The organism is Pelomonas sp. KK5 (genome assembly GCF_001984095.1).
GTDB lineage: Bacteria > Pseudomonadota > Gammaproteobacteria > Burkholderiales > Burkholderiaceae_C > KK5.
This window is the reverse complement of sequence record NZ_LYVQ01000072.1, coordinates 1-19,743: the sequence shown is the minus strand read 5'-3', so window position 1 is coordinate 19,743 and position 19,743 is coordinate 1. Positions and strand designations below refer to the sequence as shown.

The window sequence follows — 19,743 nt, the reverse complement described above, 5'->3', positions numbered from 1 at the left end:
ATGAACTTCGACTACAGCCCCAAGGTCCAGCAACTGCGCGAGCGCCTGCTGGCCTTCATGGACCAGCACATCTACCCCAACGAGCACCGCTTCCACGCGGAGATCGAGGCCAACCGCCAGGCCGGCAATGCCTGGGTGCCCAGCAAGCTGATCGAGGAACTGAAGCCGCTGGCCCGCCAGGCCGGGCTGTGGAACCTGTTCCTGCCCAAGTCGACGCGCGCGCCCGAAGGCCTGTCCAACCTCGAGTACGCGCCGCTGTGCGAGATCATGGGCCGCCTGCACTGGGCGCCCGAGGTCTTCAACTGCTCGGCGCCGGACACCGGCAATATGGAGACGCTGGAGCGCTATGCCTCCGAGGCGCTGAAGGACAAGTGGCTGGAGCCGCTGCTGCGCGGCGAGATCCGCTCGGCCTTCCTGATGACCGAGCCGGACGTGGCATCGAGCGATGCGACGAACATCCAGTGCCGCATCGACCGTGACGGCGACGACTACGTGATCAACGGCACCAAGTGGTGGTCCAGCGGCGCCGGCGACCCGCGCTGCGCCGTCTACATCGTGATGGGCAAGACCAACCCGGACGCTGGCAAGCACGAGCAGCAGTCGATGATCGTCGTGCCGGCCAATGCACCGGGCATCACCGTCAAGCGCTTCCTCAGCGTGTTCGGATATGACGACGCGCCGCACGGCCACATGGAGATCGAGCTGAAGAACGTGCGCGTGCCGGCGGCCAACATCCTGCTGGGCGAGGGCCGCGGCTTCGAGATCGCGCAGGGCCGCCTCGGCCCCGGCCGCATCCACCACTGCATGCGCTCGATCGGCGCGGCCGAGCGGGCGCTGGAGCTGATGTGCGAGCGGGCGCTGGCCCGCACCGCCTTCGGCAAGACGGTGGCGCAGCAGACCGTCACGCAGGAGCGCATCGCTGAAGCGCGCTGCAGCATCGAGCAGGCGCGCCTGCTGACGCTGAAGGCCGCCTACATGATGGACACCGTCGGCAACAAGGTCGCCAAGGCCGAGATCGCGATGATCAAGATCGTCGCGCCGACGATGGCGCTGAAGGTGATCGACTGGGCCATCCAGGTCTTCGGCGGCATGGGTGTCTCGCAGGACACGCCGCTGGCCACCATGTGGGCGCACCAGCGCACGCTGCGCCTGGCCGACGGCCCGGACGAGGTGCACCGCAACTCGCTGGCGAAGCTGGAGCTGAGCAAGCACATGAAGCTGCCGGGCGGCGTGGAAGTGCAGATGCCGGTCACGCGGGGCGGCTAAAACGCCCGAGCCGGCCGGGCTCGCCGACAATACGCCGATGAGCCCGACCGACTACATCAAGAGCCACATCCGCACCGTTTCCGACTGGCCGGCGCCCGGCGTCCAGTTCCGCGACATCACGCCGCTGCTGGCCAATCCGCGGGTGTTCCGGGTGCTGATCGACCAGTTCGTGCACCGCTATTTCGACACGCGCCCCTCGGCCATTGCCGGCCTCGACGCGCGCGGCTTCATCATCGGCTCGGTGCTCGCCTACGAGCTCAACATCGGCTTCGTGCCGATCCGCAAGAAGGGCAAGCTGCCGTTCACGACGGTCGAGGAAACCTACGAGCTCGAATACGGCAACGCGACGGTGGAGATGCACACCGATGCGATCAAGCCCGGCGACCGCGTCGTGCTGATCGACGACCTGATCGCCACCGGCGGCACCATGGGCGCCGGCTACCGGCTGCTGCAGCGCCTGGGCGCCGAGGTGATCGAGGGCGCGGCGATCGTGGACCTGCCCGAGCTGGGCGGCTCCGCGCGGCTCAAGGAGCTGGGCCTGCCGCTGTTCACGCTGGTCGACTTCGAAGGGCACTGAACATCATGGCCAAGCTCCCGCCCCGCCTCAGCCCCGAAGAGAAGAAGCGCGTCGTCGCCACCGCGTGGGAAGACATGCCGCCCTATCCCAAGGTGCAGCTGGAGCATTCGATCGGCCCCGGCGAGCTGGTGGCGCTGATGAAGCGCGAGCTGACGCCGGCGGCCTACAAGCTCTGGGCTGCCAAGGGCAAGACCGCGAAGAAGCCGACGGTGAAGGCGAAGTGGCCGTACGGGAAGTAGGCCGCCAGCCTCACTTGCCGATGCAGAACTTGCTGAATATCTCGCCCAGCAGTTCGTCGGCCGTGAACGTGCCGGTGATCTCGCCCAGCGCGTCGTGCGCCAGGCGCAGCTCCTCGGCCAGCAGGTCCAGCGCCGGCGGCTCCTGACGAGACACCGCATCGGCCAGCGCGAGATGCTCGCGCGTGCGCTTCAGGGCCTGCACATGCCGCTCGCGGGCGATGAACAGGCCTTCGGGCACGGCGTGCCAGCCGACCTGCTCCAGCAGGCGCTGGCGCAGCTGCTGCAGGCCCTCGCCGGACTTCACGGACAGGCTCAGCGCGCCCGTCGGCAACTCGGCCGCTGAAGCCGCATCGGCCTTGTTGAACACCTGCAGGATGCGGGCCGGCTCGATGGCGGCCAGGCGCCCGTTGATGCGCCGGTCCTCGGCCTCGTAGTCGGGCTGGCCGACGCGCGTCAGGTCGTGCAGGAAGAGCAGAACGTCCGCATCCTCGATCGCATCCCAGCTGCGCGCCACGCCGATGCGCTCGACCTCGTCCTCGGTGTCGCGCAGGCCGGCGGTATCGCTGATGTGCAGGGGCACGCCCTCGATCTGGATCGTCTGGCTGACCTTGTCGCGCGTGGTGCCGGCGATCGGTGTGACGATGGCCAGCTCGGCGCCCGCCAGCGCATTCAGCAGAGAGCTCTTGCCGACGTTGGGCTGGCCCGCGAGCACGACCTTGATGCCCTCGCGCAGCAGCGCGCCCTGGCGGGTGCGGTCGAGCACGCCGTCGAGTTGGGCCGTCAGCCTGGCGAGGCGGCCGAGCGCGTCGGCCTGCTGAAGGAAGTCGATCTCCTCCTCGGGGAAGTCGAGCGTGGCCTCGACCAGCATGCGCAGCTTGATCAGCGCATCGCGCAGGCCGCCCACCTCATGGCTCAGCGCACCGGAGAGCGCACGGCCCGCGCTACGCGCCGCCGCCTCGGTGCTGGCATCGATCAGGTCGCTGACAGCCTCGGCCTGGGCCAGGTCCAGCTTGCCGTTGAGGAAGGCGCGCTGCGTGAACTCGCCCGGCTCGGCCAGCCGGGTGCCCAGCGCCGCGCCGGCTTCCAGGCAGCGCGCCAGCAGCAGCTGCAGGACCACCGGGCCGCCGTGGGCCTGCAGTTCGAGCACGTGTTCGCCGGTGTAGGAATGGGGCGCCGGGAAGTGCAGCGCCAGGCCGTGGTCGATCGCCTGGCCCGAGGTGTCGCGCAGCGGCAGGTAGGTGGCTTCGCGCGGCTTCAGCGGCCTGCCGCAGATGGCCTCGATGACGGGGGTCAGGTCTTGCCTGGACGAGATGCGCACGATGCCGACGGCGCCCCGGCCCGGGGCGGTGGCGATGGCGGCAATGGGGTCTTGGTGGCGAGACAGCATCCCGGGATTCTATGGAGCGGGCACCATCGACGCGGGCCTGCCTTGTGTGGAACGCCGCCTCGCCTGCCGGACGGCCTCCTCCCGGAATATGGCGCGGGGGAGGCGGCGCCAGGTTTCTCGTGACCCCTGGCTGCACGCCGCGCTGGCATTGGTTGAGTGGCCTCCTCCTCCGCCGATCCCTGCCCCGCATGACGTGATTTAAGTCCTGCGGGCGCCAATGAAAAAGCCCCCGTCTGCGGGGGGCTTCTCGGGAAATGCGGACTATTTCCGCCGTCCGTCGGACTCAGCCGTTCTTGACGCCCAGGCGCTTGTTGATGACCCACTGCTGGGCGATCGTCAGCACGTTGTTGACGACGTAGTACAGCGTCAGGCCGGCCGGGAAGGAGAAGAACATGAAGCTGAAGGCCAGCGGCATGAACCACATCATCTTGGCCTGCGTCGGGTCCGGCGGCGTCGGCTGCAGCCAGACCTGGAACAGGCTGGTGATCGTCATCAGCGTCGGCAGGATGAAGAACGGGTCCGGCACCGAGAGGTCATGGATCCAGCCCAGCCAGGGCGTGCCGCGCATCTCGACGCTGGACAGCAGCACCCAGTACAGGCCGATGAACACCGGCATCTGCACGAAGATCGGCAGGCAGCCGCCCAGCGGGTTGATCTTCTCCTCGCGGTAGATGCGCATCATCTCCTGCTGCATCTCCTGCGGCTTGTCCTTGAGCCGCTCGCGCAGCGCCGCGATCTTCGGGTTGACGGCCTTCATCTTGGCCATGCTGCTGTAGGCGCGGGCGTTCAGCCAGTAGAAGGCCATCTTCAGCAGCAGCACCAGCGCGATGATGGCCCAGCCCCAGTTGCCGATCATCTTGTGCAGGTTGTCGAGCAGCCAGAACAGCGGCTTGGAGATGATGGCGAAGATGCCGTAGTCCTTCACCAGTTCCAGGCCCGGAGCGATCTTCTCGAGGTCGTTCTCTTCCTGCGGGCCGACGAAGAGCTGCTCGGTGCGCGAGGTGCTGGCGCCCGGCGCCAGTTGCGGCATCGTGAACAGCATGCCCACCGCGTACTGCTGAGGCGCCACGCCTTGCACCGGGCGCACGAAGAACTCGCGCGCGCCGGCTTCGTTGTGCAGCCAGGCGCTCGCGAAGTAGTGCTGGACCATCGCGACCCAGCCGGCCTGGGCCGTCTTGTCCACGTCCAGCTTCTCGAGGTCGCCGCCGTACTTGTCCAGGCTCTTGAACTCGACCTTGTGGTACTTGCTGCCGTTGTAGACGGCGGGGCCGGTGAAGGTCGAGTAGTAGCCGGACGCGCCGGGCGCGGCCGAGGCATCGCGCACCAGTTGCACATAGGCCTGCGGCGTGACGGGCGCGGCGCCGACGTTGGCGATCTCATCCTTCATGTCGATGACATAGCTGCCACGCTTGAAGGTGTAGGTCTTGATCAGCTTGACACCGCCGACTTCGGCGGATTCGAGGCGCACGGTGAGGCTGTCGACACCGTCCTTCAGGTCACGCTCGCCGGCCGCCAAGGTCATCGGCGTCAGGTGATTCGGCATCGCGCCGGCCAGGCCGGACTGGGCCTTGTAGCCGTTGGCGGGATTCAGCAGCACGGTCGGGCCCAGGTCACCCTCGGGCTTCTTGCGCAGGCCGATCGCCTGCAGCAGCGGGTCGAACAGGCTCGGATCGACGTGGGCCGCCTTGTAGCGAGGCAATTCCACCCGGGTGACATCGCCGCCCAGGGTGTCCAGCGTGACGGTCAGCACGTCGGTGTGGATCGTCACCTTCTCGCCGGCGACCGGCGCAGCGGCCATGCCGGCAGCGCTGCCCGCCAGGGCGGGCGAGGCGGCCGCGGCCGGCGCGGAACCCGGCAGGGCCGGCGCCGTCGCAACAGGCTTGGGCACCGGCGGCGCGAAGAACGACGGGTGGCCGTTGTACTTCTGCCAGCCATCCCAGAGCATGAACAGGGACGCAAGAAACACCACCCACAGCACGGTGCGGCGCATATCAGTCATGAGGAGGCTTCTGGATTGGAGGTTCGGGAAGACGCAAGCCCGAGGCGGGCAAACAGGGCGGGCGCATTGTCGGGCACGGGATCATGCCCGCCGGCGCAGAGCGGATGGCAGCGCAGGATACGCGCTGCGGCCAGGTAGCTGCCGGCCAGCGCGCCATGGCGCTCGAGCGCGCCGATCGCGTAGACCGAGCAGGTCGGGTCGAAGCGGCAGGACGCGCCCAGCCAGGGGCTCAGGAAGAAGCGGTAGCCGCGCACCAGTGCGATCAGCGCGCGGCGCGGCAGGGCCCCGAGGATGCTCAACGGGCTCTGCATGGAACAGTCAGCTGCGGGCAGCACGTGGCAGCACGCGAGCGACCAGCTGCGCCAGTTCCGCGCGCACGGCGGCGCGCAGCGCATCGGACGAGGCGCTGGGGAATTGCTGGCGATCGAAGGGCGAGCGCAGGCGCACCACCCACAGGCCCGGCGGCAGCACGGGCTCATCACCGCGGCTGGCCTGGTCGAAAGCCTGCCGGATCTGGCGCTTCATCAGGTTGCGGGTGACGGCCCGCTTGGCATGGCGCTTGGGCACGACCGTGCCCAGCCAGCGCCCCGCCGGAGGCAAGTCATCCACAGCCTTGTGAATGACCTGTACATCGCCTGTGGACAAGTCGCCTGCCCCTGTGGACAAATGCTTGGCGCGCCAAGCCGCCTCGCTGGGCGATTCGGCCAGATGGTGCAGGGCGAAATGGGCGCTGCGCGCGCGACTGGGCTTGCCCAGCACGCGTTCGAAGTCGGCCGATCGCACGATGCGGCCGATCATGCTCGTCTTAGACGGCCAGGCGCTTGCGGCCCTTGGCGCGACGTGCGGCGATGACGGCGCGGCCGCCGCGGGTCTTCATGCGGACCAGGAAGCCGTGGGTACGGGCGCGGCGGGTCTTCGATGCTTGGTAGGTGCGCTTCATGATGGGATCCTCTCAGGAGTCGGGAACGCCCGGAGGGGTCGTTCGTGTTCGTTCGTCAATTGGCACCCGATCAGGCACCGCGCCGGGCCGCTGGACCAGCTCGTCGACACCAGGTCTCCGGATCGTGGATCGATCCGAACTCAGGGCCGACAAGCCTGGGGCAGAGCATAGTAATGCCCGCCCAGCAGCTTCGGGAAAGCCCGCGATTACACCAGAGATTTCCCCGTGGGTCAATTCCATGCCGGCCTGAAGGCGGGTTTGCCAGGCCTTGACCCAAGCAAAAATTCTGTGGATAACTGCGTCCTTCGACGTCACCGACCCGTACAATCCGGCCGCTCTAGAATAAGTTTTCCACAATGACCACAGACATGGTGGGTGCAGACAGAATCGGAGCTGATCTGTGGCAACGCGGATGCGAACGCCTGGCTGCCGAGCTGCCCGAACAACAATTCAACACCTGGATCCGCCCGCTGCCTCCGGCGACGGTGGCGGAAGGTGTCAACGAGCAGAGCGGCGGCATCGTCGTCTCGCTGCGCGTGCCCAACCGCTTCAAGCTCGACTGGATCCGCAACCAGTACGCCGGCCGCATCGAGGCCATCCTGAGCGAACTGGCCGGCATGCCCGCCAAGCTGGACCTGGCCCTGGCCCCGCGTGACAGCGCGGCCATCGCCCGCCCCGCCCAGCCGGCCAACCAGCCGATCGCCGTCGGTCAGGTGCTGCACAACGGGCTGCGCCCGGTGGTCTCGCGCCCGGCTGCGCGTCCGCTCGAAGCGCCGGCACTGGCCATTCCGCGCAGCACGCCCGTGCAGGCCGAGTCTGCCCATCAGCAGGCCACGGCCGCGCACGCGACGAGCGCAGCGATCCAGCTGCCCCATCCGCTGGGCCCGCCGCCCAGCGCCAGCCGCCACCGCATCAACACGGCGCTGACCTTCGACAGCCTCGTCCCCGGCCGCGCGAACCAGATGGCCCGTACCGCCGCCCTGCACGTGGCCGGCGCCCCGGGTGCGATGTACAACCCGCTGTTCATCTACGGCGGCGTGGGCCTGGGCAAGACCCACCTGATCCATGCCGTCGGCAATGCGCTGCTGAAGGACAAGCCGGATGCCCGCGTGCTCTACCTGCACGCCGAGCAGTTCATCTCCGACGTGGTCAAGAACTACCAGCGCAAGACCTTCGACGAGCTGAAGGCCAAGTACCACTCGCTGGACCTGCTGCTGATCGACGATGTGCAGTTCTTCGCCGGCAAGGACCGCACGCAGGAGGAGTTCTTCAACGCCTTCGAGGCGCTGCTGGCCAAGCGGGCGCACATCATCATGACCTCGGATACCTATCCGAAGGGCCTGGTGGACATCGATGAGCGGCTAACGTCCAGGTTCGACGCAGGCCTGACGGTCGCCATCGAGCCGCCCGAGCTGGAGATGCGGGTCGCGATCCTGATCAAGAAGGCCGATGCCGAACAGGCGCCGATGCCCGAGGACGTGGCCTTCTTCATCGCCAAGAACGTGCGCGCCAACGTGCGCGAGCTGGAAGGCGCGCTGCGCAAGGTGCTGGCCTACAGCCGCTTCTCGCACAAGGAAATCAACATCCAGCTGGCGCGCGAGGCGCTGAAGGACCTGCTGTCGATCCAAAACCGCCAGGTGTCGGTGGAGAACATCCAGAAGACGGTGGCGGACTTCTACAAGATCAAGATCGCCGACATGTACTCGAAGAAGCGCCCGGCCAGCATCGCCCGGCCGCGCCAGATCGCGATGTACCTGGCCAAGGAGATGACGCAGAAGAGCCTGCCCGAGATCGGCGAGCTGTTCGGCGGGCGGGATCACACCACCGTGCTGCACGCAGTGCGCAAGATCGGCGGCGAGCGCCAGAAGAACACCGAGCTGAACCAGCAGTTGCACGTGCTGGAGCAGACGCTCAAGGGTTGAGAAATCCCTGAGCGGAAACACCTCGCAAGTAGGTGAAAATGCGCTGTTGCCCCACAGGGGTGGGCTGCACAGCGGAAAGAGGACAAAAGCATGATCGTGTTGAAAGCCACCCAGGACAAGGTCTTGAGCGCGCTGCAGGCCGTGGCCGGCATCGTCGAGCGCCGGCATACATTGCCCGTGCTGGCCAACGTGCTGATCCGCAAGACCGGCCCCAACCTGGAGCTGACGACCAGCGACCTGGAGATCCAGGTCCGCACCAGCGCCGAACTCGGCGGGGACGCCGGTGACTTCTCCACCACCGTCGGCGCCCGCAAGCTGATCGACATCCTGAAGTCGATGCCGTCGGACCAGACCGTCAGCCTCACCGCCAATGCCAGCAAGCTGACGCTGCAGGGCGGCAAGAGCCGCTTCACGCTGCAGACGCTGCCGGCCGACGACTTCCCGCTGGTGCAGGAAGCGGCCGATTTCGGCCCCGCCTTCAGCGTGCCGCAGAAGACGCTGAAGAACCTGATCAACCAGGTCCACTTCGCGATGGCGGTGCACGACATCCGCTATTACCTGAACGGCATCCTCTTCGTCGCCGAAGGCAAGAACCTGACCCTGGTGGCCACCGACGGGCACCGCCTGGCCCTGGCCCAGGCCGAACTGGCCACCGAGATCCCGAAGCAGGAAGTCATCCTGCCGCGCAAGACGGTGCTGGAACTGATGCGCCTGTTGAAGGACGGCAAGAACACGACCGAAGGCGAAGACGAAGCCCCGATCGAGATGCGCTTCGCCGGCAACCAGGCCAAGTTCTCGTTCAGCGGCATGGAGTTCGTGACCAAGCTGGTCGAGGGCAAGTTCCCCGACTACAACCGCGTGATCCCGAAGAACCACAAGTTCAACGTCACGCTGGGCCGCACTCCGCTGCTGGCCTCGCTGCAGCGCGCCGCCATCCTGACCAGCGAGAAGTTCAAGGCGGTGCGCCTGTCCTTCGAGCCGGGCCTCTTGTCCATCGCGTCCAGCAACGCGGAGCAGGAAGAGGCCAAGGAAGAGATCGAGATCGACTACGGCGGCGACGTGATCGAGACCGGCTTCAACGTGACCTACCTGATGGACGCGCTGCAGAACATGAGCCAGGACATGGTGTCCATCGACCTCAACGACAGCAGCGCCAGCGCGCTGATCACGATCCCCGAGCAGACCGGCTTCAAGTATGTCGTGATGCCGATGCGGATCTGACGACAGACATAACGATTGAATTCAGCGGGCTCCGGCCCGCTTCAGTGTTTTTAAAGAGATGGTCCCGATGAGCGATTCCCAGAACACCCCGGCCGAAGGCGCGAGCAGCAACAGCGGCAGCAGCCCTGCCTACGACGCCAGCTCCATCCAGATCCTGGAAGGCCTGGAAGCCGTGCGCAAGCGCCCGGGCATGTATATCGGCGACACCTCCGACGGCACCGGCCTGCACCACCTCGTGTTCGAGGTCGTGGACAACTCGATCGATGAGGCGCTGGCCGGCCATTGCGACGACATCATCGTCACGATCCATACCGACAACTCGATCTCCGTCATCGACAACGGCCGCGGCATCCCGGTCGGCGTGAAGATGGACGACAAGCACGAGCCCAAGCGCTCGGCCGCCGAGATCGCGCTGACCGAGCTGCACGCCGGCGGCAAGTTCAACCAGAACAGCTACAAGGTCTCGGGCGGCCTGCACGGCGTGGGCGTGTCCTGCGTCAACGGCCTGTCCAAGTTCCTGCGCCTGACCGTGCGCCAGGGCGGCAAGGTCCACCAGATCGAGTTCAAGCAGGGCGTGCCGCAGGACCGCCTGATCGAGGTCGTCGACGGCTTCGAGACCAGCCCGATGCGGATCGTCGGCGAGACCGACAAGCGCGGCACCGAGGTCCACTTCCTGCCGGACACCGAGATCTTCCAGCAGAACAACGACTTCCACTACGACATCCTGGCCAAGCGCCTGCGCGAGCTTTCGTTCCTGAACAACGGCGTCAAGATCCGCCTGGTCGACGAGCGCAACAACAAGGAAGACAACTTCGCCTACGCGGGCGGCGTGAAGGGCTTCGTCGAGTTCATCAACAAGGGCAAGAGCGTCCTGCACCCGAACATCTTCCACGCCATCGGCGACAAGATGTCCGAGCAGGGCACCAATGTCGGCGTCGAAGTGGCGATGCAGTGGAACGACGGCTTCAACGAGAACGTCCTCTGCTTCACCAACAACATCCCGCAGCGTGACGGCGGCACCCACCTGACCGGCCTGCGCGCCGCGATGACCCGCGTGCTGAACAAGTACATCGTCGACAACGACCTGGCCAAGAAGGCCAAGGTGGAAGTGGCCGGCGACGACATGCGCGAAGGCCTGGCCTGCGTGGTCAGCGTCAAGGTGCCCGAGCCCAAGTTCAGCTCGCAGACCAAGGACAAGCTGGTCTCCAGCGAAGTGCGCGCGCCGGTGGAAGACATCGTCAGCCGCCTGCTGACCGACTACCTGCTCGAGAACCCGCTGGACGCCAAGACCATCTGCGGCAAGATCCTCGACGCCGCCCGCGCCCGCGAGGCCGCTCGCAAGGCCCGCGAGATGACGCGCCGCAAGGGCGTGCTGGACGGCCTCGGCCTGCCCGGCAAGCTGGCAGACTGCCAGGAGAAGGACCCGGCGCTGTGCGAGATCTACATCGTCGAGGGTGACTCCGCCGGCGGCTCCGCCAAGCAGGGCCGCGACCGGAAGTTCCAGGCCATCCTGCCGCTGCGCGGCAAGATCCTGAACGTCGAGAAGGCGCGTTATGAGAAGCTTTTGACCAGCAACGAAATCCTGACGCTGATCACGGCGCTTGGCACCGGCATCGGCCGCGGCGCCGGCGGCGACGACTTCAACCCGGACAAGCTGCGCTACCACCGCATCATCATCATGACCGACGCGGACGTGGACGGCGCCCACATCCGCACGCTGCTGCTGACCTTCTTCTACCGCCAGATGCCCGAGCTGGTCGAGCGCGGCCACATCTACATCGCGCAGCCGCCGCTGTACAAGGTCAAGGTCGGCAAGCACGAGCAGTACCTGAAGGACGGCCCGGAGTTCGACTCCTTCCTGCTGAAGATCGCGCTGCAGGATGCGCACCTGCACACCGGCATCGGCGATGCCGTGCTGAGCGGCGATGCCTTCGAGGCGCTGGCCCGCAAGTACCTGCTGGCCGAGAACGTCATCAACCGCCTGTCCAACTGGATGGACTTCGAGGCCCTGCGCGTGCTGGCCGGCGGCCTGGCGATCAACCTGGACACCAAGGAGTCGGCCGATGCCGCCGCCGCCGCGATGAAGGCCGCGCTGCACCAGGCCGAGGTCGCCGCCGAGTACGACGCGCGCACCGACAAGCTGCTCCTGCGCATCAGCCGTCGCCAGCACGGCAATGTGCGCTCCAGCGTCATCAACGCCGACTTCGTGCACGGCGCCGACTACGAAGTGCTGGCCGACGCCGGCGCCACCTTCAAGGGCCTGCTGAGCGCCGACGCGATGGTGCGCAAGGGCGAGGGCGAGAAGGCCAAGGAAGCCAAGGTCGGCGACTTCCGCGCCGCCATGGCCTGGCTGATGCAGCAGGCCGAGAACTCGGTCAACCGCCAGCGCTACAAGGGCCTGGGCGAGATGAACCCCGAGCAGCTGTGGGAAACGACGATGGACCCGACCGTCCGCCGCCTGCTGCGCGTGCAGATCGAGGACGCGATCGAGGCGGATCGGGTGTTCACGATGCTGATGGGCGATGAGGTGGAGCCGCGGCGCGAATTCATTGAAAGCAATGCGTTGAGGGCGGGGAATATCGACGTGTAAGCGCGCAGCGGCTCGCTCGTTGGAGGCCCCGCCCTGCGGTGGCCCGTTCACAGGGGGAAAGCATGTCGCCAGAACAGAAGGCACGGCTCGTCATCGACGCGAAGCTGGCCCGGGCGGGGTGGGTCGTTCAGGACTTCCGGGCACTTGATCTGGGCGCGGGCCTCGGCGTGGCCGTGCGCGAGCACCCCACCGACACCGGGCCGGCCGACTACCTGCTCTACGTCGATCGCATCCCGGCCGGCATCATCGAGGCCAAGCGTGACGAGGCGGGAGAGAACCTCACCGCCGCCGAGGCCCAGACTGAAGGCTATGCCAGCGCCCGGCTCAAGTGGCGCAAGGACCGTCAGCCCCTGCCCTTTCTCTTCGAGAGCACGTCGGTCATCACGCGCTTCACGGATGGGCGCGACCCGGTGCCTCGCTCGCGCGAGATCTTCCACTTCTTCCGTCCGCAGCAATTGCAGGCCTGGATGCGAGAGGCCGACAGCCTGCGCCGACGCCTGGCCGAACGCATGCCGGCCCTGCCAGAGCAGGGCTTGCGCGACTGCCAGATCGGCGCTGTCCAGGGACTCGAGCAATCGCTGGCCAGGGCCCGGCCCCGCGCCCTCGTCCACATGGCCACCGGCACCGGCAAGACCTTCACCGCGATCACCTCGGTCTACCGCTTGCTGAAGTTCGGCAGCGCCAAGCGCATCCTGTTTCTCGTGGACACGCGCAACCTGGGCAAGCAGGCGCACCAGGAGTTCATGGCCTACACGCCGCCGGACGACGGCCGCAAGTTCACCGAGCTCTACAACGTCCAGCGCCTGTCCGGCGGCACCATCGATCCGTCTGCCAAGGTTGTCATCTCGACCATCCAGCGCATGTACTCGGTGCTGTCCGGCGAACCGATCGACGAATCGGCCGAGGACATCCCGCTGGCCGAGGTGCGCCAGGCCGGCCATCAGGCCAAGCTCGTGCAGTACGACCCGGCCACGCCGGTGGAAAGCTTCGACTTCATCGTCATCGACGAATGCCACCGCAGCATCTACAACCTGTGGAAGCAGGTGCTGGACTACTTCGACGCCTTCCTGATCGGCCTCACCGCCACGCCCGACCAGCGAACCTACGGCTTCTTCAAGCGCAACGTCGTGGCCGAGTACAGCTACGAGCAGTCGGTGGCCGACGGGGTCAACGTCGGCTATGACGTCTACGAGATCGTCACCGAGATCACGACCCAGGGCAGCGAGCTCAAGGCGAGGGAGTGGGTCGACCATCGCGAGCGCCAGACGCGCCGCAAGCGCTGGGCCGAAACCGAGGAGGATGTGGTCTACAGCGGCAGGGACCTCGACCGCTCGGTGGTGAACCCCAACCAGATCCGCGAAGTCATCCAGGCCATGAAGACGGCCATCGAAACGAAGATCTACCCGCAGCGCCAGGAAACGCCCAAGACGCTGATCTTCGCCAAGACCGACAGCCACGCCGACGACATCATCCAGATCGTGCGCGAGGTCTACGACCAGGGCAACGCCTTCTGCCGCAAGATCACCGGCAGCGAGAAGGACGCCGACAGCGTGCTGGCCAGCTTCCGTAACGACTACCACCCGCGCATTGCCGTCACCGTGGACATGATCGCCACCGGCACCGACGTGAAGCCGCTGGAAGTCCTGCTCTTCATGCGCGACGTTCGTTCCAGGGGCTACTACGAGCAGATGAAGGGCCGCGGCGTGCGCAGCCTGGGCTCCGAGGATCTCAGGCGCGTCAGCCAGAGCGCCGACGGTGCCAAGGTCCGCTTCGTGCTGATCGATGCCGTGGGTGTCGAGCGCTCGCTCAAGACCGAATGCCGCCCGCTGGAGCGCGCGCCCACGCTGCCGCTGAAGGACCTGCTGCAGGGCGTCGCCATGGGCCACCGCGACGAAGACACGCTGCTGTCGCTGGCCAGCCGCCTGCTGCGCCTGGGCAGGACACTGGAGCCCAGGGCGCAGGCCCGCATCGCGGGCGCGTCGGGCGGCGCTTCGGCGCAGGAGCTAGGCCGCGCCCTGCTCAACGCGCTGGACCCGGACCGGATCGCTGCCGCCGCTCTGGCCGCCGCCCAGGCCCGAGGCATCACCCGCGGGGAAGACACCCTGCTGCCCGAGGAACTGAGCGAGGCCCGCGCCGCCAGCGTGGCGGCGGCCTGCGCGCCTTTCGACAAGCCCGAACTGCGCGAGGCGATCGAATCGGCCCGGCGCGAGCGCGAACAGTTGATCGACCACGTGAATCCCGACCAGTTGCTGGTGTCCGACTTCAGTGCGCAAGCGCACGCCCAGGCCGAGGAGACCGTGCAGCGCTTCGCGGCTTACCTGGACGCGCACAGGGACGAGATTGCCGCCCTGCAGTTCTTCTACGCCCAGCCCTACAGCCGCCGCGCGCTCACCTTCGACATGATCGAAGAGCTGCACGACGCGCTGGGCCGCCCGCCGCTGATGCTCACGACGGAGCGCCTGTGGAACGCCTATGCGCGGGTGCGGGAAGGCCAGGTGCGCGGTGCTAACGCCAAGCGTCAGCTGACCGACCTGATCTCGCTGGTGCGCTTCGCCGTGGGCCTGCAGCAGGGTGAATCGGAGGGCGAGTTGCAGCCCTTCAAGGACGAGGTGGACCGCCGCTTCCAGGCCTGGATCTTCCGGCACAACGCCCAGCGGGCCACCTCGTTCACGGCCGAGCAGACCGAGTGGCTGCGCCTGATGAAGGACCACATCGCCGCGAGCTGCAGCATCGGCCGGGAGGATTTCGACTATGCGGAGTTCGCGGATCGGGGTGGCCTGCAGCGGGTGTGGGGCTTGTTCGGGGATCAGTTGGATGGGGTGATGGCGGAGATGAATGAGGAGTTGGTGGCTTGACTACGCCCGCGTACCTGCCGAGTGGCTGGATAGCCAGTTCGCTGCAAGAGATTTCAGATTCGATGGGCGGCTCGACGCCCGATACGAGCGACAGCAAGTACTGGTCCGACGGCACGGTTCCATGGGTCTCGCCCAAGGATATGAAATCGTTCCGACTACGTTCGACCATCGACCGCGTCACCGACTCAGCACTTGCCCGTTTGTCGCTGGTCCCCGAAAGCAGCGTTCTTGTCGTGGTTCGGTCTGGCATCCTGTCGAGGACCTTGCCTGTGGCCTTGAACATGACTCCCGTCACACTCAACCAGGACATGCGCGCATTCGTGCCGCGTGCAGGGGTCAGTTCCGAGTACCTGGCCTGGCATCTGGTCGCCAGTGAGCGCGAAATCCTGCAACAGTGCACGAAAGACGGCACGACCGTGGCGAGTGTCGAAGGCGGTCGTTTAGCCAGCCACGCGCTCGCGATTGCACCTACTGTCGAACAATCCCGCATCGTCGACAAGATCGAAGAACTCTTCACCGAGCTCGACGCCGGCGTCGCCGAACTCCAGGCCGCGCAGAAGAAGCTCGCCCGCTACCGCCAGTCGCTGCTCAAGGTGGCCGTCGAAGGCACGCTCACGGCGCAATGGCGGGAGCAGCACCCAGCCGCCGAGACCGGGCATGAACTGCTGGCGCGCATCCTCGAGGAACGCCGAGCCCGTTGGGAGGCGAAGCAACTGGCGAAATTCTCGGAACAGGGCAAGGCGCCGCCGAAAGGCTGGGAAGACAAATACCCCTCGCCCTGCGAGCCCGAGACGGACAAGCTGCCTGTATTGCCTGATGGCTGGGCATGGGCAAGCGCCGAGCAGCTTTGCGACTTCATCACCAAGGGAACGACTCCACCGAAGGATCTGCCGGACTCAGGTCACAAGACCGTCCCGTTCCTGCGCGTAACCAACCTGACGGACAGCGGTTCGCTCGACCTGTCGGACAAGGTGTTCGTGTCCGAGCAGACGCACCGCGGCTTCCTGGCGCGGTCATTGGTCTATCCAGGCGATGTCCTGATGAACATCGTAGGCCCTCCGCTTGGGCAGGTTTCCCGGGTGCCCGCGACCTTTCCCGAGTGGAACATCAACCAGGCCATCGCGATCTTCCGGCCCCTTGGCGGATTCCTGCCGGCCTTCATGAGCCAGGTCCTGCTGTCGTCGCATGCACAACAGTGGCTACAGAGTCGCGCAAAGACAACCGCCGGCCAAACCAATCTGACGCTGGAGCTCTGCCGCGCCCTGCCCGTGCCTGTCCCGCCGATCTCGGAGCAGTCGGCCATCTGCGAACTCATCGAGAGCGCCATCGAGTCTTGCGAGCGCATTGGCGAGACTGCGCGTCATGGACTGCGGCAAGCCGCCGCCCAACGCCAGAACATCCTCCGCGCCGCCTTCTCCGGCCAGCTCGTCCCCCAGGACCCCGCCGACGAGCCCGCCAGCGCCCTGCTCGCCCGCATCCGCGCCGAGCGCGCAGGCAGGGCCGCGAAGCCGAAGGCCATCAAAGCCGCCAAGCCCCGCAAGACCGCCACCCGAAAGGCGTCCTGAGTGCAGCCCTACGTCCCCCTCACCCTGCCGCTCCCCCAGCTCGACTGGGCGCGCCTGATCCCCGGCATCGGCCCGGCCAATGCGGCGCTGGCCCGCTATGACGGCCTGCTGCAGAGCGTGGTCAACCCCGGCGTCATGCTCTCGCCGCTGACCAACCGCGAAGCGGTGCTCTCGTCCAAGATCGAGGGCACGCAGGCCACGGTGGACGAGGTGCTGGAGTTCGAGGCCGGCATGGAGTTCGACGGCCCCAAGGTCCACGACATCCAGGAAGTGGTGAACTACCGCAAGACGCTGGTGATGGCCTCCGAGGCCCTGTCGGAGCGCGCCATCACCCTGGGCCTGGTCCGCCAGATGCACGCCCTGCTGATGGACTCGGTGCGCGGCGCCAACAAGACGCCCGGCGAGTTCCGCCGCGATCAGAACTGGATCGGGTCGGCCGGCTGCAGCATCGAGCAAGCCAGCTTCGTGCCGCCCGCCCCCCTGCAACTGCCCGACCACCTGCAGGCCTGGGAGGCCTATCTCGCTCTGGACGATGCGGACGTGCTGGTGCAGGTGGCCGTGGTCCACGCGCAGTTCGAACTGCTGCACCCGTTCAAGGACGGCAATGGCCGGATCGGGCGGCTGCTGATTCCGCTCTTCCTGTACCAGAAGCAGGCGCTGGCCAGCCCCATGTTCTATTTGAGCGAATACCTGGAGGCCCACCGGGATCTGTATTACGCCAGGCTGCAGGCCATCAGCCGGGACGACGACTGGGCCGGCTGGATCGCGTTCTTCCTTGAAGCCGTGCGCCTGCAGGCTCAGGCCAACTGCGATCGCGTGCGCAACATCCTGGGCCTCTACGAAGAGATGAAGCAGCATGTGGCAGCGCTGACCCGGTCGCAGCACGCCATCGCCGTGCTGGACGCGCTCTTCGACCGGCCGGTGTTCCAGTCCGCCGATTTCGTCACCCGCACCGGCATCCCGCGGCCCACCGCGCTGGCGATGCTGCGCACGCTCCGGGAAGCCGAGATCCTGCATCCGGTGCGCGAGGCTTCCGGCCGGCGAGCCGCCGTCCTGGCGTTTCGGGAACTGCTGGAACTGGCGGAAGGTCGTCCGCTCATTTGAGTCTTGCCCGTCATAGACAAACCGTTTTGTGTATTGAATTTGACGATTTAAAATACACAAACCAGTTTGCGGCGCGCAGCCCATCCACAAGATGCCATATCGGCCTGCATGAACACTTCCTCCCTGATCCAGAAAGTCTGGAATTTCTGCGACACGCTGCGCGACGACGGTGTCGGCTATGGCGACTATCTGGAGCAGATCACCTACCTGCTGTTCCTGAAGATGGCGCACGAGTACGCGCAGCCGCCCTACAAGCGCCAGACCCAGATTCCGCAGGGCTTCGACTGGACCACCTTGCGCAGCCTGGCCGGCGAGCCGCTGGAGGCCCAATACCTGAGCACCCTGCACCGGCTGGGCAGCCAGGGCGGCATGCTGGGCGCCATTTTCTTCAAGGCGCAGAACAAGATCCAGGACCCGGCCAAGCTCTCGCGCCTGGTGCAGATGATCGATGAACATTCCTGGGTGGGCATGGACGCCGACACCAAGGGCGATCTCTACGAAGGCCTGCTGCAGAAGAACGCGGAAGACACGAAGAGTGGCGCGGGCCAGTACTTCACCCCGCGCGCGGTCATCGAGGCCATCGTCGAATGCGTGCGCCCGGAGCCGCTGAAGACGATCGCCGATCCGGCCTGCGGCACCGGCGGCTTCTTCCTCGGCGCCTACAACTGGCTGACCCGGCCCGGGCAGACGCTGGATCGCAAGCAGAAGGAGTTCCTGCGCCACAAGACCTTTGCCGGCAACGAGATCGTGGCGAGCACCCGGCGTCTGTGCCTGATGAACCTGTTCCTGCACAACATCGGTGAACTCGATGGCGAGCCGTCGGTGGAACGGGCAGATGCGCTGATTGCCGACCAGGGCAGGCGCTATGACTACGTGCTGGCCAATCCGCCCTTCGGCAAGAAGAGCAGCATGACCATCACCAACGCGGAGGGCGAGGAAGACCGCGACGCGCTGACCTACGAGCGCCAGGACTTCTGGCAGACCACCTCGAACAAGCAGCTCAACTTCCTGCAGCACATCATCACGATGCTGCGCACGGACGGAAAGGCCGCCGTGGTGCTGCCCGACAACGTGCTCTTCGAAGGCGGTGCCGGCGAGAAGATCCGCCGCAAGTGGCTGGAGACCTGCGACGTGCACACCATCCTGCGTCTGCCTACCGGCATCTTCTACGCCAACGGCGTGAAGGCCAATGTCGTGTTCTTCGATGCCCGGCCGAAGGACGGCCGGGTGCACACGCAGGGCATCTGGTTCTACGACCTGCGCACCAACAAGCATTTCACACTGAAGCAGCGGCCGCTGGGCATCGGCGACCTGCGTCACTTCATCGATTGCTTCAACCCCGGGAACCGGCATCAACGCCAGGCCGACGAGCGCTTCCGGTACTACCCCTACGCCGAGTTGATCGCACGCGACAAGGCCAGCCTGGACATCTTCTGGCTGAAGGACGAGAGTCTGGAAGACATCAGCCAATTGCCAAGCCCCGATGTGCTCCAGCAGGAGATCATCGAGCACCTGGAAGCCGCCCTGAACTCGTTCCGCGAGGTGGCCGCCGCACTGCCTCGATTCGGGACCGATCCGGTCGCCGCGGGCCGGCGATGACGGAGCAGGCTAGCAACACCTGACCCCACGCAAGCTCAGGAGGAATCACCCGTGCCCAGCCCCAGCGACGACCTCCGCGCCAGCCTCTTCCGGCACGTCAGCGCCGAGAAGGCCGCGCTGTATCGCAGCGTCATGGAGGTCTTCGCCGCGGCCAAGCGCCAGTACCGGCTGCAATTGCGCCCTGACGAAGTGCTGGCCGAAGGCGAATGGCCCGACGGCCGGCCGCGCATCGAGGAACTCAACGCCGCGCTGCCGTGGCGCTTTGGCGCTGTCGACTACGAGGCGGCGCTACAGCGGCCTGCAGGGTCGCTGGCAAGCCTCACCGAAGACGTCGTTGGGGCCTGCTGGGACGAGGCGCTGAGCGCAGCCATGCGTCGCCAGGGCCACGCCTTGCCCGAGGAGTCGATCGCCAGCACCTTGCTGGCCGATCTCGCCGGCTAGCGCGCGCTGCCGCGCCGCGACCGCAGCAGCCCCAAGAT

Annotated in this window: 16 protein-coding genes; 11 read left to right on the top strand and 5 right to left on the bottom strand. The window is 66.5% G+C overall.

What is annotated here, in order from left to right:
• Genes B0W88_RS13390 through B0W88_RS13380 form a run of 3 tightly spaced genes read left to right on the top strand, consistent with a single transcriptional unit; the run spans window position 1 to window position 2,082 of the window.
• On the top strand, window positions 1–1,266 hold the full coding sequence (locus B0W88_RS13390; RefSeq protein ID WP_077035155.1) for an acyl-CoA dehydrogenase family protein: 1,266 nt from the start codon (window positions 1–3) through the stop codon (window positions 1,264–1,266).
• A 37-nt stretch (window positions 1,267–1,303) separates the two neighbouring features.
• Complete coding sequence (locus tag B0W88_RS13385) at window positions 1,304–1,843, top strand: adenine phosphoribosyltransferase (RefSeq protein ID WP_077035154.1); 540 nt, start codon at window positions 1,304–1,306, stop codon at window positions 1,841–1,843.
• Window positions 1,844–1,848: 5 nt separating this feature from the next.
• Complete coding sequence (locus B0W88_RS13380; protein ID WP_077035153.1) at window positions 1,849–2,082, top strand: DUF2805 domain-containing protein; 234 nt, start codon at window positions 1,849–1,851, stop codon at window positions 2,080–2,082.
• Between the two features lie 10 nt (window positions 2,083–2,092).
• Here the strand turns inward: B0W88_RS13380 and mnmE are convergent, their stop codons facing one another.
• The 5 genes from mnmE to rpmH form a co-directional block, all read right to left on the bottom strand.
• Window positions 2,093–3,469 carry a tRNA uridine-5-carboxymethylaminomethyl(34) synthesis GTPase MnmE gene (mnmE, locus tag B0W88_RS13375; protein WP_077035152.1) on the bottom strand — a complete coding sequence of 459 codons (1,377 nt, stop codon included), beginning with the start codon at window positions 3,467–3,469 and terminating at the stop codon, window positions 2,093–2,095.
• Between the two features lie 283 nt (window positions 3,470–3,752).
• The gene (gene yidC / locus B0W88_RS13370) at window positions 3,753–5,468 is read right to left on the bottom strand and encodes a membrane protein insertase YidC (protein WP_077035151.1); all 1,716 of its coding nucleotides are present in this window, start codon (window positions 5,466–5,468) and stop codon (window positions 3,753–3,755) included.
• Window positions 5,465–5,749, bottom strand: a complete 285-nt coding sequence (yidD, locus tag B0W88_RS13365; protein WP_077035163.1) for a membrane protein insertion efficiency factor YidD — start codon at window positions 5,747–5,749, stop codon at window positions 5,465–5,467. Before yidD ends, yidC begins: the two co-directional genes overlap by 4 nt.
• A gap of 37 nt (window positions 5,750–5,786) precedes the next feature.
• Window positions 5,787–6,266: a ribonuclease P protein component gene (locus B0W88_RS13360; RefSeq protein WP_144006758.1), complete on the bottom strand. Its 480-nt coding sequence runs from the start codon at window positions 6,264–6,266 to the stop codon at window positions 5,787–5,789.
• Between the two features lie 7 nt (window positions 6,267–6,273).
• On the bottom strand, window positions 6,274–6,408 hold the full coding sequence (gene rpmH, locus B0W88_RS13355) for a 50S ribosomal protein L34 (RefSeq protein ID WP_054021782.1): 135 nt from the start codon (window positions 6,406–6,408) through the stop codon (window positions 6,274–6,276).
• Window positions 6,409–6,794: 386 nt separating this feature from the next.
• Here rpmH and dnaA point away from each other — a divergent pair, with 386 nt between their 5' ends.
• From dnaA to B0W88_RS35105, 8 genes are all read left to right on the top strand, one after another.
• Window positions 6,795–8,330: a chromosomal replication initiator protein DnaA gene (gene dnaA, locus B0W88_RS13350; RefSeq protein WP_233151703.1), complete on the top strand. Its 1,536-nt coding sequence runs from the start codon at window positions 6,795–6,797 to the stop codon at window positions 8,328–8,330.
• A gap of 90 nt (window positions 8,331–8,420) precedes the next feature.
• Window positions 8,421–9,551, top strand: a complete 1,131-nt coding sequence (dnaN, locus tag B0W88_RS13345; RefSeq protein WP_077035149.1) for a DNA polymerase III subunit beta — start codon at window positions 8,421–8,423, stop codon at window positions 9,549–9,551.
• A 67-nt stretch (window positions 9,552–9,618) separates the two neighbouring features.
• Complete coding sequence (gene gyrB, locus B0W88_RS13340) at window positions 9,619–12,141, top strand: DNA topoisomerase (ATP-hydrolyzing) subunit B (protein ID WP_077035148.1); 2,523 nt, start codon at window positions 9,619–9,621, stop codon at window positions 12,139–12,141.
• Window positions 12,142–12,203: 62 nt separating this feature from the next.
• Window positions 12,204–14,996 (top strand): type I restriction-modification enzyme R subunit C-terminal domain-containing protein, encoded by a 2,793-nt coding sequence (locus B0W88_RS13335; RefSeq protein ID WP_077035147.1) that lies wholly within the window; start codon window positions 12,204–12,206, stop codon window positions 14,994–14,996.
• The gene (locus tag B0W88_RS13330) at window positions 14,993–16,561 is read left to right on the top strand and encodes a restriction endonuclease subunit S (protein ID WP_077035146.1); all 1,569 of its coding nucleotides are present in this window, start codon (window positions 14,993–14,995) and stop codon (window positions 16,559–16,561) included. Before B0W88_RS13335 ends, B0W88_RS13330 begins: the two co-directional genes overlap by 4 nt.
• Window positions 16,562–17,665 carry a Fic family protein gene (locus tag B0W88_RS13325; RefSeq protein ID WP_077035145.1) on the top strand — a complete coding sequence of 368 codons (1,104 nt, stop codon included), beginning with the start codon at window positions 16,562–16,564 and terminating at the stop codon, window positions 17,663–17,665.
• 108 nt (window positions 17,666–17,773) lie between these two features.
• A complete protein-coding gene (locus B0W88_RS13320) occupies window positions 17,774–19,264 on the top strand; it encodes a class I SAM-dependent DNA methyltransferase (protein WP_077035144.1) in 1,491 nt (496 codons plus the stop codon).
• Window positions 19,265–19,315: 51 nt separating this feature from the next.
• Window positions 19,316–19,705, top strand: a complete 390-nt coding sequence (locus B0W88_RS35105; protein WP_077035143.1) for a DUF2397 family protein — start codon at window positions 19,316–19,318, stop codon at window positions 19,703–19,705.
• Window positions 19,706–19,743 lie beyond the last annotated feature (38 nt).

Excerpts from the sequence above, each read along its gene's own strand:
- rpmH (WP_054021782.1), bottom strand. The coding sequence starts at position 6,408 with ATGAAGCGCACCTACCAAGCATCGAAGACCCGCCGCGCCCGTACCCAC.
- gyrB (WP_077035148.1), top strand. The coding sequence starts at position 9,619 with ATGAGCGATTCCCAGAACACCCCGGCCGAAGGCGCGAGCAGCAACAGC.
- B0W88_RS13385 (WP_077035154.1), top strand. The coding sequence starts at position 1,304 with ATGAGCCCGACCGACTACATCAAGAGCCACATCCGCACCGTTTCCGAC.
- B0W88_RS13335 (WP_077035147.1), top strand. The coding sequence starts at position 12,204 with ATGTCGCCAGAACAGAAGGCACGGCTCGTCATCGACGCGAAGCTGGCC.
- B0W88_RS13390 (WP_077035155.1), top strand. The coding sequence starts at position 1 with ATGAACTTCGACTACAGCCCCAAGGTCCAGCAACTGCGCGAGCGCCTG.
- dnaN (WP_077035149.1), top strand. The coding sequence starts at position 8,421 with ATGATCGTGTTGAAAGCCACCCAGGACAAGGTCTTGAGCGCGCTGCAG.
- B0W88_RS13320 (WP_077035144.1), top strand. The coding sequence starts at position 17,774 with ATGAACACTTCCTCCCTGATCCAGAAAGTCTGGAATTTCTGCGACACG.
- yidC (WP_077035151.1), bottom strand. The coding sequence starts at position 5,468 with ATGACTGATATGCGCCGCACCGTGCTGTGGGTGGTGTTTCTTGCGTCC.
- mnmE (WP_077035152.1), bottom strand. The coding sequence starts at position 3,469 with ATGCTGTCTCGCCACCAAGACCCCATTGCCGCCATCGCCACCGCCCCG.
- B0W88_RS13380 (WP_077035153.1), top strand. The coding sequence starts at position 1,849 with ATGGCCAAGCTCCCGCCCCGCCTCAGCCCCGAAGAGAAGAAGCGCGTC.
- B0W88_RS13360 (WP_144006758.1), bottom strand. The coding sequence starts at position 6,266 with ATGATCGGCCGCATCGTGCGATCGGCCGACTTCGAACGCGTGCTGGGC.